Origin of the sequence: Stappia indica, assembly GCF_020177335.1 — a bacterium.
In the GTDB taxonomy this organism is placed as follows: domain Bacteria; phylum Pseudomonadota; class Alphaproteobacteria; order Rhizobiales; family Stappiaceae; genus Stappia; species Stappia indica_B.
The window spans coordinates 1-11,689 of sequence record NZ_JAIVMG010000030.1; the positions used below are offsets into that span (position 1 = coordinate 1).

Here is an 11,689-nt window from a genome sequence, read left to right on the forward strand (position 1 = left end):
ATGCAAAATCTCCTGGCGATCCGCACGGGGTCCCGCAACGCTGACCAGGTGCACGGGTGAACCCGTGCGCGATAGGCGCAACGCTTTCGGGATCCGGCGGCCGGATCGCGACAAATCAGATGGTCAGGGAGAAACGTGGTCCGTCAGGAGGCCGAACGCTCGCAAGGCTCCAAGCTCACCGTGCGCCTGGCACGGCAAGAAACCTGCGGACAGATGACGAAGGGTGTTTCCGCGGCAACGCGCGGCAGTCTAGTCTTGGCAATAGCCATGGCCTGTATCCTCCAGATACGGGTTCGTGGTCAGGCTGTCGTTGGTGTTCCCGCACCGGCGGCAGCCGCTTAGCTCTCAACCAAGGCAAATCTTAGGCTGAGACATTTAAGGTAAGACGATCGCAAAATCCTGCAATGAAAAAAGCGTCGAATGACGAGCTGCGTCTTGCAGACGTGCTTAATGCAACGTGCGCCAAGTCACCAATCCCCTTCCAACCCTCACCGTTGCAATGGCACCAAAAGTGCTGATGCGTTCTATCGAACGAACCGTAAACAATATGCCGTTCTGCCCCGTCAGAATTTGAATTTTTGGGACAAATTTGGGACAAATAGCGGCGAATTGGGGTGAACCGTTATGTTGACATAAGAACGATTATGAATTATAAATCAGCACGTTAGAAAAATCCATCAAACGTGGATTTGGCCCATTTTCGCTCTCGCGGTGCACGGGGATGTCCGAGGCGGCGACGACGCCGCCAGACAGCATGGCCTCGATGCCGGAAAGGTCGAAGCCCTCCGCGATCGACGGGCAGACCACCGCCCGCGCGCTCTTGTGCAAACGGCGCGGGTCGCCCGCGCTGACGCGGGAGACATTGAACAGAAGGCCGCGCTACTGGAGCGTCTTCATGGATTCCAGCGTACTCTCGACGTGCCAGCCCGGGCGGCCGACGATCAAAAGCTTGGTGTTTTCGTGCCCCAAATGGCGCAGGGCGTTCCAGGCGGCGATCAGCCGGCTGTGGTTCTTGCGCGGCTCGATGGTCGAGACCATCATGATGTAGTCGAGCGTGTCCGCATTCAGGTGCCGGTCGTAAAAGAGGCGCTCTTCCCGTGTGCTCAGGAATTCCGGCGCGGTTGCCGGCTCGATGCCTCCGCGGATGATATCGCGCAGGCGCTCGCGGCTCGGGACTTCGTCGGTCTCCTTGTAAAGATCGGAGACGGCGCAGGGGATGACGTGTGTCAGTTTTTCATGCCCGCTGAAAGGCCTGGAATCGGAATGGCTTCCAAAGCCCAAGGATATTCCGCAGAAATCTGACGTGGTGGTGTCTGTCTTGCGTCGTTTTCACGTGGCGAATCGCTCAGGTTATGTCAGGCGGCCGGGTGGCGGCGGGGAGGTTTACCGACAAAGACGCAGGATGCAAGGGAGGGCGTAGGGTCAATTGGGCGATTGTATTTCTCTGGATGCATACTACGTACTTGTAACCGCTGGAATTAGTAAGAATATATCTGAATATAGAAAAGGGTGGACGCTGAAGGGAGCGGCCGCGGGAAGTTCTTTCTTCAAAAAAGGTATCGGCAGTCGTCTACATACTGTTGTCTACATGGGGGGGCTTCCGCGCCGCTTGATGTTACGGGATACGTTTGCAGAGAAGTGCCGGGTGTCCGGGAGTCCGGGAGTCTTGCCGATAGGTCGTTCCCGCGGTGCTCGCTTTGTCGCATCGCTTGTGCCATCACCGGGTGGGGGGCACGCAGGCGTGTGGTGACTGAACCCGCGCTGCGGATGAAAGGCTGATGGTGACTGAAGTCGTTGTTGATATCGGACGTCTGGTCCGGCGTTTGTCGCGGGCAACCCCGACTGGCATCGACCGGGTCATCCTGGCCTATCTTCTGGAGCTGCGGGCGCAGCCGGAAATCCGGTTGACCTGCGCCTGCGCGGCCAGAGGGCGGTTGTTTCGCTTTCCCGAGAGTTTCGCCGATCGGCTGATCGATGCAACGCGCGCGCGCTGGTTCGATGGGGGCGGGAAGGACGCTTCGTTTGCGTCGGGGAGCGGGCGGCTGGCGGCGCTCCGTGCTGCGGCCTTGCGGGTGCTGACTGGGGGCGGCATGGCGATGCGCGGCCTTGCCCCGGGAACGGTTTATCTGTCGCTCGACCATGGCGGCCTGCAGCCTGGCGGGATCGTGCGGCGGCTGGCGCAGCGCGAGGACATTCGGGTTGTCTGCTTTCTGCACGATCTGATCCCGCTCACGCATCCCGAATATGTCGTGGAGCGGTCTATTCTCGAGCATCAGAGGCGTGTGGAAACGATCAGCGCCTGTGCCAATCTTGTGATCGCGAATTCTCACTACACGGAAGAGGCGCTCAAGGCATATGCGGACCGAAAGGGCCTGCGTACGCCGAAAACGGTAACCGCCCATCTGGGCGTCGAGGGGCACCTGTGGGAGGGGGGGCGCTCTGAGCTGCCGGTATCGGCGAGAGCGCGGCGCCCGTATTTTGCGTTTATCAGCACCATTGAGGCGCGCAAGAACCACCTGCTGCTTCTCAATGTCTGGCGGCAGTTGGCCGAGCGGATGGGGCCGGAAACTCCGCGTCTGGAAATCGTCGGTCGGCGGGGCTGGGAAGCGGAAGCCGCGTTTGACATGCTCGACCGCTGCACGGCGCTGCGCGGTCATGTCAGCGAACGGGCGGATCTGTCCGATGCGGCGATGTCGGATTTGCTGGGGAATGCACGCGCGTTGCTGTTTCCCTCCTTCGTGGAGGGCTTCGGCTTGCCGCTCGTCGAGGCGCTTGCCAGCGGGGTGCCGGCGCTGGCCGCCGACATCCCGGCGTTCCGGGAAATTGGCGCCGGGGTGCCGGAGTATCTGAACCCGGTCGACGGGCTCGGCTGGGCGGAGGCGATTTGCGACTACGCCGACCCGGCTTCCCAGCGGCGGGCCCGGCAGGTGCGCAGGTTGGAGGCATTTCGCCCGCCAACCTGGGACGACCACTTTCAGATCGTTGTGCCGCGGATATTGGAACTCGGGGCGGGAGCCTGAGTCAGGCGGTGCTGCTGCCTGTCTGACAGGCGAGGGCGGTGCGTCTTTGCGGCTCAGGTCTTGTTGTGATCCGTGGCCGGTTGGAAGTTGAGGGCGGTGCCGTTCATGCAGTAGCGCAGGCCGGTCGGGTGTGGTCCGTCCGGAAAGACGTGCCCGAGATGGCCGTCGCAGGCGCCGCAGCGGATTTCCGTGCGCAGCATGCCATGGGAGCGATCCTCGATCTCGGTGACCGCGTCCGGCGACGCGGTCTCAAAGAAGCTCGGCCAACCGCAGCCGGCATCGAATTTCGTATCCGAGTGAAACAGCGGGGCGCCGCATCCGGCGCAGGAATAGCGCCCGCCGTGAAACGTGTCCCAGAACGGACCGGAAAACGGGCGCTCCGTACCGGCGCGGCGCAGCACGTGGAATTGCTCGGGCGTCAGCTTCGCCTGCCACTCCGCGTCCGACTTGCGGTGGTATTTGCGATCCCCGGATTTGATCATGCGGCGCTCCCGTGCGAGGAAGATAGACAACCGGATTAAATAGGGTCCCCTCGGTGCTGCCGCAATGGTTCGCGAACTTTCGTTGAAACTCCAGCGTTTCAAGGCGTAATTCGCTTGCTCGCGCGAGAGGGCTGTTTATATGTGGGGCGATTCTTGGGGAACACTCGGTGGTCCGCCATGAGTCGTCCGTTTGTCCGGCCGTTCGGCCCGTTTCATCTTCCCAGGGGAGGCACATGTCGCTCATAGGATCCGAGGCGACCTTCATCGCCGTTCTGGCCCCCTTCGCGGCGGCGATCGTTGCCCCGACCCTGACGCGCCTTCTCGCGCATAATGCGGCCTGGCCGCTGGCGCTGGTGCCCGCAGCGATCTTCCTGTTCTTCGCCGGGCTGGTGCCCGAGGTCGCGGGCGGGGTCAGTTTCACGCCGATGGTGGACTGGGCGCCGTCCTACGGCGTGACCTTTTCCTTCTTCGTCGATGGGCTTTCCACCCTGTTCGCCCTGCTGATCTCCGGCATCGGCACCTTCATCATTCTCTATTCAGGTGGCTACCTGAAGGGGCATCCGCAGCAGGGACGATTCTTCTCGTTCATGTTCCTGTTCATGGGCGCGATGCTCGGGCTGGTGCTCGGCAACGACCTGATCACCCTGTTCATTTTCTGGGAACTGACCTCGATCACCTCCTTTCTGCTGATCGGCTTCGATCATCTGCGCGCCGCCTCCCGGCGCGCGGCGATCCAGGCGCTGGTGGTGACCGGCGGCGGTGGTCTGTCGCTGCTGGCCGGCTTCCTGGTGATCATGGCGGTGACGGGCGAGGCGAATATGTCAGCGGTGCTCGCCAGCGGCGACACCCTGCGCGACAGCGGTCTTTATGCGCTGATCCTGGTGCTGGTGCTCGGCGGTGCCTTCACCAAGTCGGCGCAGTTCCCCTTCCACTTCTGGCTGCCGAACGCCATGGAGGCGCCGACGCCGGTGTCGGCCTTCCTGCATTCCGCGACCATGGTCAAGGCTGGCGTCTATCTGTTGATGCGGATGCATCCGGTCTTGGGCGATACCGCGCTGTGGACGACGATCCTGCCGGTTTTCGGCGGTGCCACCCTGCTGGTCGGCACGATTCTGGCGGTGCGCCAAACCGATCTGAAGCTGATGCTGGCCTATACCACCGTCGCCTCGCTCGGGCTGCTGGTAATGCTGACCGGCACCAGCTGGGAGAAGGCCATCGAGGGAGCCGCGCTCTATCTGCTGGCCCACTCCCTGTTCAAGGGAGCCCTGTTCATGGTCGCCGGCACCATCGACCATGAGGCCGGCACCCGCGACATCACCCGGCTTGGCGGCCTGCGCAAGGCGATGCCGATCACCTTTGCCGCGGCCTGTCTTGCGGCGCTGTCCATGTCCGGCCTGCCGCCCTTCGTCGGCTTCATCGCCAAGGAGTATCTCTACACGGGGATCTGGGGCGGAGCCGGCGCCAATTACGCGCTGACGGCAACCGCCGTTCTCGGCAATGCCCTGATGCTGGTGATTGCCGCGGCCGTGGCCCTGAAGCCGTTCCTGGGGCCGAAGGTGGAAACGCCGAAGCACGCCCATGAAGGACCGGTGCTGCTTTATGCCGGTCCGGTGGTGCTGTCGCTTGTCGGTCTGGCAAGCGCGCTGCTGGCCCATGATACCGGCGTGCTGGTGATCGGCCCGGTGGTGTCGTCGATCCTCGGGGTGCCGAGCACGGTCGATGTGCATCTGGTGCCGACCCATATCGGCGCGGCGCTCTATCTGTCGCTCGGCACCATTGCCCTTGGCGTGGTGCTGTTCTTGCGTCTCGATGCGCTGCGGGCCGGCACTGCGGGGCTGCTGACGGCCATCGGCTGGGGCCCGGACAAGGGCTTCGACCAGGTGATCGCCGGAATTGTCAGCTTCTCCGCCTGGGTGACGCGCACGGTGCAGGGCGGGCGGATGGAGGTCTACATGACCATGACCTTCCTGATCACCGCCGCCGCCCTCCTGGTGCCGATGACCGTGGCCGGCACCTGGCCGACGAGCTTCGCCATGCCGGGCTTCCGGTTCTACGAATGGGGGGTTCTGGCGATCGCCGCTGCTGGTCTCGTGGCTGTGCTGATTGCCAGGACGCGGCTCACCGCTATCGTCTCGCTGGGCATCCAGGGCTTTGCCGTGGCGCTGATCTTCATGCTGTTCGGTGCGCCGGACCTGTCCTTCACCCAGTTCATGGTCGAAACCCTGTCGGTGGTGATCCTTGCCCTTGTCATGACCCGGCTCAACCTGCAGCCGCGCGATCACCGGCCGATGATGGCGCGCCTGTGCCACAGCGCGATCGCGCTGGCCATCGGTGTTGGCTTCGCCGGACTGCTGATCCAGATCACCTCGGCGCCGTTCGATCGGCGTCTGTCGGATTTCTTCGAGGCCTACAGTCGCACCATCGCCCATGGGCGCAACATCGTGAACGTCATCCTCGTCGATTTCCGCGGGTTTGATACTCTTGGCGAAATCTCGGTGGTGATGATCACAGGCCTGTGCGTTCTGGCGCTGATCAGGGTGCGGCCGAAGCGATCGGCGGAGGAGGCGCTTGACCTTGCCGCCGGCGACGAGGCGGTGCGCAAGCGCGAGGAGGCACGGGTATGAGAACGGTCATCTTCCGGACCATCGCCCCCTACCTGGCGGCGCTGATGGTGCTGTTTTCGGTATTTGTGCTGTTGCGTGGCCACAATGAGCCGGGTGGCGGTTTCATCGGCGGGCTGATCGCGGCGTCGGCGCTGGCGATCTACGGTATCGCTTGCGGGGTCGCGGCGGTGCGCCGGGCGATCACCCTGCATCCGATGAGCCTGTCCGCCGCCGGTCTTTTGATGTCCGCACTGTCCGGGCTGGTGTCGCTGTTCACCGGTCAGCCGTTCATGACCAGCCAGTGGTGGTATGTGCGCCTGTTCGGGGTGGAGGTGCCGCTGTCGACGCCGATGATCTTCGATATCGGTGTGTATCTGGTGGTGGTCGGGTCGATCGGTTCCATTGCCCTGGCCCTCGAAGAGCGGGAGAGCGATTGATGGAAGCCACCGTTTCCGTACTGATCGGACTGTTCTTCGCGGTTGCGATCTATCTGCTGATGTCGCGCCAGCTGGTGCGCATCCTCTTGGGCATTGCCATCCTCGGAAATGCGGTCAACCTGTTGATCTTCACCTCTGGTCGGCTCTTGCGCGAGGTGCCGCCGATCATTCCGGAGGCCTTGCAGGTTCCCGGCGAGACGATTGCCAATCCGCTGCCGCAGGCGCTGATCCTGACGGCGATCGTGATTTCCTTTTCCTTCCTTGCCTTCCTTCTGGTGCTGGCCTTCCGCGCCTATCAGGAGCTGGGCACCGATGACACCAACGAGATGCGCGTGGCCGAACCGACCGGCGACGTGCGGCCGCCGCAGGGATATTGAGCATGGCCGCTCCCGATACAGCCGTGGATCTGTCGCAGGCCATGCGCCTTGAGCCGGTGCTGCTTGGCGACTGGTTGGTGGTGGCGCCGCTGCTCCTGACCATTCTGGGCGGCGCGCTCTGCCTGATCACGCGCAAGAACACCCAGGCGCAGCCGAAGATCGCGATCATCATCCTGACATTGCTGGTGCTCAGCTGTGCCGGGCTGCTGGCCCGGGTCCTGGACCAGGGGGTGGTGACCATGGTCGCCGGCGCCTGGCTGCCGCCCTTCGGCATTGCCTTCACCGCCGATGCGCTGGGGGCGACGCTGGCGCTGACCTCGTCGCTGGTGGCGCTGGCGGTGGCCGTCTACGGGGCGGTCGACATTGACCGATCCGGTCGGCGCTATGGCTTTTATCCCTTCCTGCTGCTGTTGATGACCGGCGTCTGCGGCGCATTCCTGACCGGGGATATCTTCAACCTCTATGTCTGGTTCGAGGTGTTGCTGATTTCCTCCTTCGGCCTCTTGGTGCTTGGCAATGAGCGCGCGCAGCTCGATGGCGCGGTCAAATACGCGATCCTCAACATCATCGCCACGACCCTGTTCCTGATCGCCACCGGCCTGCTTTATGGCATCGTCGGCACGCTCAACATGGCCGACATCGCCATCAAGGCGCGGGAAATCGGCATGGAAGGTCCGCTGGTCACAGTGGCGGTGCTGTATTTCCTTGCCTTTGCGATGAAGGCGGCGGCCTTCCCGGTCAACTTCTGGCTTCCCGCCTCCTATCACACGCCGCGCATCGTCGTGTCGGCGGTTTTCGCCGGTCTTTTGACCAAGGTGGGCGTCTATGCCCTGCTGCGCATCTTCGTGCTCCTGATGCCCGATGCCCGCGCGGCTCTGGCCGACCTGATTGCGCTGGTGGCCATTCTCACCATGCTGATCGGTGTGTTCGGCGCGCTGGCACAGACCGACATTCGCCGGATGCTGGGGTATCTGGTGATCTCCGGCATCGGCTCGATGCTGGCGGGCCTTGCCATCGGCACCACGCCGGCACTGGCGGGCGCGATCTTTTACGCGGTTCATTCGATCCTGGTGATGACCGCGCTCTATATGGCTGCGGGCGTCATGCGGGCGCTTGGCGGCTCGTACTCCTTGCGGGAACTGGGGGGGCTCTACGGGGCCAATCCGACCTTTGCCGCGGTGTTCCTGATGCTCGGCTTCGCGGTGGCCGGCCTGCCACCATTTTCCGGTTTCTGGCCGAAGGTGCTGCTGGTCGATGCCGCTCTGGTCGGCGGTCATGGCTGGATCGCCGCATCGATCCTGATCACCGGGCTGTTGACGACGATTGCCATCGGCCGCGTCTGGGTCTTCGCCTTCTGGCGCGGCGGGGCCGAAGGAACGCCCGATGGCTATGAGAAGGCGCTGGCGGTGCCGGATCCGAGGGTCAGTGGCGCGGGCATCTGGCTGCCGCTTGGTCTGTTGCTCGGGCTTATCGTCCTGTTGGGCGTCCAGCCCGAGTTCATGATGCAGGTCGCCGGTCGCGGCGCCGCGTCCCTCGGTGAGCCGCTCGGCTACCTTCGGTCCGTATTCGGAGACGCGATCCAATGACCGGCCTGTTTCTGTTCAACATTCTGCTGGCGCTGGCGTGGGGCGCGGTGACCGGCAGTTTCGAGATCGCGAACCTGACGTTTGGCTTCGTGCTCGGTGCCGGGGCGCTGTACCTCATTCGCGAGCAGGTCGGCACCACCGGCTATCTCAACCGGGCCTGGCAGATCATCAGCCTGGCGGTCCTGTTCGTCTATGAGCTGGTGCTGTCGGCCCTGCGGGTCGCACGGATCGTGCTGACCCCGAAGATCGAGCTGTCGCCGGGCATCATCGCCTATCCGCTGACGGTGGACCGGGATTTCGAGATCACCATGCTGGCCAATCTGATCACGTTGACGCCGGGAACCCTCTCGGTCGACGTGTCGGAGGACCGCAAGGTGCTTTACGTGCATTGCCTGGATGTGCCCGATCCCCAGGCGACGATCGATGACATCAAGAACGGGTTCGAACGCAAGATCCTGGAGGCCTTCCGATGACCCCGGAGTTCTCGTCCTGGTTCCTCGACGTCTGCGTCACTATTTCGCTGGCAATCCTGACCGTGGCGTTCTTCCTGATCGTGGTGCGGATCGTGCGCGGGCCGACCCTTCCGGACCGGGTGGTGGCGCTCGACATGCTGGTCGCGGTGGGCATCGGCTTTATCGCCGCCATTGGCGTTCAGACCGACTACTACCTCTATCTCGATATCGCCATCGCTCTGGGGTTGGTCGGCTTCCTTGCGACCGTGGCTTTCGCCCGCTTCGTGCTGAACCGGGGACTGGCCAAGGATGCCACCATTGTCGATGAGGTTCAGGAAAGCATCGCCCAACGGGAGAGCGGACAATGACCCCGATTTATGAAGTGGCCGTTGGCGTTGTTCTGGTGGTCGGCTCGCTGTTCGCCCTGATCGCCGCCATCGGTTTGCTGCGGCTGCAGGACGTCTATATGCGGATGCATGCCGGCTCCAAGGCCGGAACGCTGGGCTCGGGGCTGATGCTGATTGCCCTGGCGATTCATGCCCATCAGATCGACGTGATCACCCGTGCCCTGGCTGGCGTGGTGTTTTTCCTGCTGACGGCACCGGTGGCTGCGCATCTTCTGGCCAAGGCGGCGCTGGAGGTGGGGTATCGCCCCTGTGCGGCGACCAAGGTCGATGAGATGCCGAAGCCGGAGGAGTGAGCGTCTGACGTCGGGGGACTGGCCCGAGGCAGCCCTTCCGCTGTTTTTTTGGGTGGGGCCTACTTGGCGGATTGAGGCGAATTATTCACTCTCTGCTTTGTTTCGGTGTTGCGAAGACTAGCGTGCACTGGTCCGGTTCATGAAAAAACCGGATCATTTGCGGTGCCAATCTTATGTTTTTTGCTTGTGATTGAAAAAATTGCGCTATATAGAACAGGCACTGAATTTGATTGGCTGAATCATAGTTCGGCTGGTGGTTACTGGTAGTGACGCCTATCGGCCATGGTTTGCCGAACATGAAATTGCTGATCTGTTACCGAACGTACCGACAAAACTAGCGGGTGGATTATGACGGAAACGGCTGTCGACGCCAATCTCATTGATTTGACTGCCGACATCGTGTCGGCCTATGTCGCCAACAATACGGTTGCATCGACCGATCTGGCAGGCCTGATCAGTGAAGTTTACAATGCCCTGCAACGCACCAGCAATGCAGTGGCCGAGCCTGAGCCGGAGCCGCTGAAGCCGGCCGTGCCGCTCAAGAAGTCGGTGACGCCCGACTACATCATCTGCCTGGAAGACGGCAAGAAGTTCAAGTCGCTGAAGCGTCACCTGCGGACCCATTACGACATGTCGCCAGAAGAGTACCGCGAGAAGTGGGGCCTTGCCAGCGACTACCCGATGGTCGCGCCGAACTATGCGGCAGCGCGTTCGGAGCTTGCCAAGAAGATGGGCCTCGGCCAGCAGCGCAAGCGCACCAAGTAAGCGCTACGCGCCTGGTTCAGATGGAATTCGGAACGCCGCCGTGGGTCTCCACGGCGGCGTTTTGGCGTTTGCTGCGGTCGCATGTGCTCTCCTCCGCCGCGGCGGGGCGGGTGGCGTCAAGCAGCGCCTGGCACTGGTCCAAGGCCTGACGCAGGGCCAGCAGGCGGTTTGCATCGAAGCTCCAGTGGCCGGCGATGCCGCGCTCCGCTTCTGCGGCCATTGCGGTGGCCAGCCGTGCGCGCTGCGCCTTGAGCCTTTCCCGGCTGATGCGCCCGCAGCCGTCGCCGTGCGAGCCGGGGCGTGGTGCCGCATGGGCGGGAAAAAGCCGCTCGATCATCATCAGATAGCGCTGACGACAGGGGAGCGCCGACGCCGTGTTCGGCGCTTGCGGTGACTTGTCCCCGGAACCGTTCATTCTCTCCCTCCAATTCGCTCAGGCGAGAGGCGGTCGCGTTTCCACTCGTGAGGCCCCATCGCCGATTGCGGCGATTGCCGGGCCGGGGCCGTCACCAGTCTGACATGGCGGCGAGGGAAGGGGACAAGCTGCGGGCGGCCTGCGGATTTGGTGCATGGCGCGAAAGACTTATCCCCTTGCGGGAAAAAGTCCCGTAAACGTATAGGAATATAAACCTATGATTGTTTTTGGACGGAGATTGCCATGCTTGTTCACGGCCAGCCAATGCAGAGGCCATCGAAATTTCACAAGGAAGAGCGGGCGTTTTCGGGCCCCGGCGCGGAACAAAGAGGTGCGGACCAAAGGGTTGCCGAGCTGATCGTCACCGCCTGTGTGATGTCGGCCTTTGGTGTGACCCAGGAGGACATCGACCATCCCAGCCGCGGGCCGGCTCGCACCGCGCTGGCGCGGCAGGTGTCGATGTATCTCCATCATGTGGTTCTTGAGCGGACCCTGACGTCGGTGGCGCAGGCTTTCGGGCGCGATCGGACGACGGTTGCTCATGCGTGCCGGGTGATCGAGGATCGGCGGGACGATCCGGAGTTTGACGCGATGCTCTCCGCGCTGGAGGAGGCGATCGCTTCAGGACTTCGGCTGATGCGTCCGTGTCCGGTTCGGGCCGGGGGGCGGGTATGAGCGGGGCGGCGGTATCGGGGCGTCTCAGTGAGGAGGAGGGGGCGGTAACGCGCCTGCTGAAACGCCTGTCCCGCGCCTCCGTCTGGATCGTGGTGGAGCGCGGCGGTGCCGGAAGCGGCGCCTGGCGGCTGCGCGCCGCAGCCGGACGGGCGGATGCGCGCACCGGCGCACCGCCGG

General features: G+C 63.1%; 15 protein-coding genes. 11 read left to right on the plus strand and 4 right to left on the minus strand.

Annotated elements, in window-relative coordinates:
* Window positions 1–642: 642 nt before the first annotated feature.
* Both LC062_RS21040 and LC062_RS21045 read right to left on the minus strand, forming a co-directional pair.
* Window positions 643–870 (minus strand): glycosyltransferase, encoded by a 228-nt coding sequence (locus LC062_RS21040; protein WP_404829764.1) that lies wholly within the window; start codon window positions 868–870, stop codon window positions 643–645.
* A 9-nt stretch (window positions 871–879) separates the two neighbouring features.
* Window positions 880–1,281, minus strand: a complete 402-nt coding sequence (locus LC062_RS21045) for a hypothetical protein (RefSeq protein ID WP_224913113.1) — start codon at window positions 1,279–1,281, stop codon at window positions 880–882.
* 497 nt (window positions 1,282–1,778) lie between these two features.
* Here LC062_RS21045 and LC062_RS21050 point away from each other — a divergent pair, with 497 nt between their 5' ends.
* Entirely contained in the window at window positions 1,779–3,020 is a 1,242-nt protein-coding gene (locus LC062_RS21050) for a glycosyltransferase family 4 protein (RefSeq protein ID WP_224913114.1), read from the plus strand.
* Between the two features lie 53 nt (window positions 3,021–3,073).
* On the opposite strand, the gene msrB is transcribed toward LC062_RS21050, so the two are convergent.
* A complete protein-coding gene (msrB, locus tag LC062_RS21055; protein ID WP_224913115.1) occupies window positions 3,074–3,502 on the minus strand; it encodes a peptide-methionine (R)-S-oxide reductase MsrB in 429 nt (142 codons plus the stop codon).
* Window positions 3,503–3,735: 233 nt separating this feature from the next.
* Between msrB and LC062_RS21060 the strand changes: the two genes are divergently transcribed.
* The 8 genes from LC062_RS21060 (at window position 3,736) to LC062_RS21095 (ending at window position 10,422) form a co-directional block, all read left to right on the plus strand.
* The gene (locus tag LC062_RS21060; RefSeq protein ID WP_224913116.1) at window positions 3,736–6,126 is read left to right on the plus strand and encodes a putative monovalent cation/H+ antiporter subunit A; all 2,391 of its coding nucleotides are present in this window, start codon (window positions 3,736–3,738) and stop codon (window positions 6,124–6,126) included.
* Window positions 6,123–6,542 carry a Na+/H+ antiporter subunit B gene (locus tag LC062_RS21065; protein ID WP_224913117.1) on the plus strand — a complete coding sequence of 140 codons (420 nt, stop codon included), beginning with the start codon at window positions 6,123–6,125 and terminating at the stop codon, window positions 6,540–6,542. Before LC062_RS21060 ends, LC062_RS21065 begins: the two co-directional genes overlap by 4 nt.
* A complete protein-coding gene (locus LC062_RS21070; RefSeq protein ID WP_224913118.1) occupies window positions 6,542–6,919 on the plus strand; it encodes a Na+/H+ antiporter subunit C in 378 nt (125 codons plus the stop codon). The genes LC062_RS21065 and LC062_RS21070 overlap by 1 nt, the downstream gene beginning before the upstream one ends.
* A 2-nt stretch (window positions 6,920–6,921) precedes the next feature.
* A complete protein-coding gene (locus LC062_RS21075) occupies window positions 6,922–8,505 on the plus strand; it encodes a Na+/H+ antiporter subunit D (protein ID WP_224913119.1) in 1,584 nt (527 codons plus the stop codon).
* Window positions 8,502–8,978: a Na+/H+ antiporter subunit E gene (locus LC062_RS21080; RefSeq protein ID WP_224913120.1), complete on the plus strand. Its 477-nt coding sequence runs from the start codon at window positions 8,502–8,504 to the stop codon at window positions 8,976–8,978. The genes LC062_RS21075 and LC062_RS21080 overlap by 4 nt, the downstream gene beginning before the upstream one ends.
* Window positions 8,975–9,325 carry a cation:proton antiporter gene (locus tag LC062_RS21085; protein WP_224913121.1) on the plus strand — a complete coding sequence of 117 codons (351 nt, stop codon included), beginning with the start codon at window positions 8,975–8,977 and terminating at the stop codon, window positions 9,323–9,325. Before LC062_RS21080 ends, LC062_RS21085 begins: the two co-directional genes overlap by 4 nt.
* Complete coding sequence (mnhG, locus tag LC062_RS21090) at window positions 9,322–9,657, plus strand: monovalent cation/H(+) antiporter subunit G (protein ID WP_224913122.1); 336 nt, start codon at window positions 9,322–9,324, stop codon at window positions 9,655–9,657. The genes LC062_RS21085 and mnhG overlap by 4 nt, the downstream gene beginning before the upstream one ends.
* Before the next feature lie 348 nt (window positions 9,658–10,005).
* On the plus strand, window positions 10,006–10,422 hold the full coding sequence (locus LC062_RS21095) for a MucR family transcriptional regulator (protein WP_224913123.1): 417 nt from the start codon (window positions 10,006–10,008) through the stop codon (window positions 10,420–10,422).
* A 16-nt stretch (window positions 10,423–10,438) separates the two neighbouring features.
* Here LC062_RS21095 and LC062_RS21100 read toward each other — a convergent pair whose 3' ends face one another.
* On the minus strand, window positions 10,439–10,837 hold the full coding sequence (locus LC062_RS21100) for a hypothetical protein (protein ID WP_224913124.1): 399 nt from the start codon (window positions 10,835–10,837) through the stop codon (window positions 10,439–10,441).
* 243 nt (window positions 10,838–11,080) lie between these two features.
* On the opposite strand from LC062_RS21100, the gene LC062_RS21105 reads away from it, so the two are divergent.
* Complete coding sequence (locus tag LC062_RS21105; protein ID WP_224913126.1) at window positions 11,081–11,512, plus strand: helix-turn-helix domain-containing protein; 432 nt, start codon at window positions 11,081–11,083, stop codon at window positions 11,510–11,512.
* A partial coding sequence (locus LC062_RS21110; protein WP_224913128.1) for a hypothetical protein occupies window positions 11,509–11,689 on the plus strand: 181 nt, incomplete at its 3' end. The genes LC062_RS21105 and LC062_RS21110, both read left to right, overlap by 4 nt.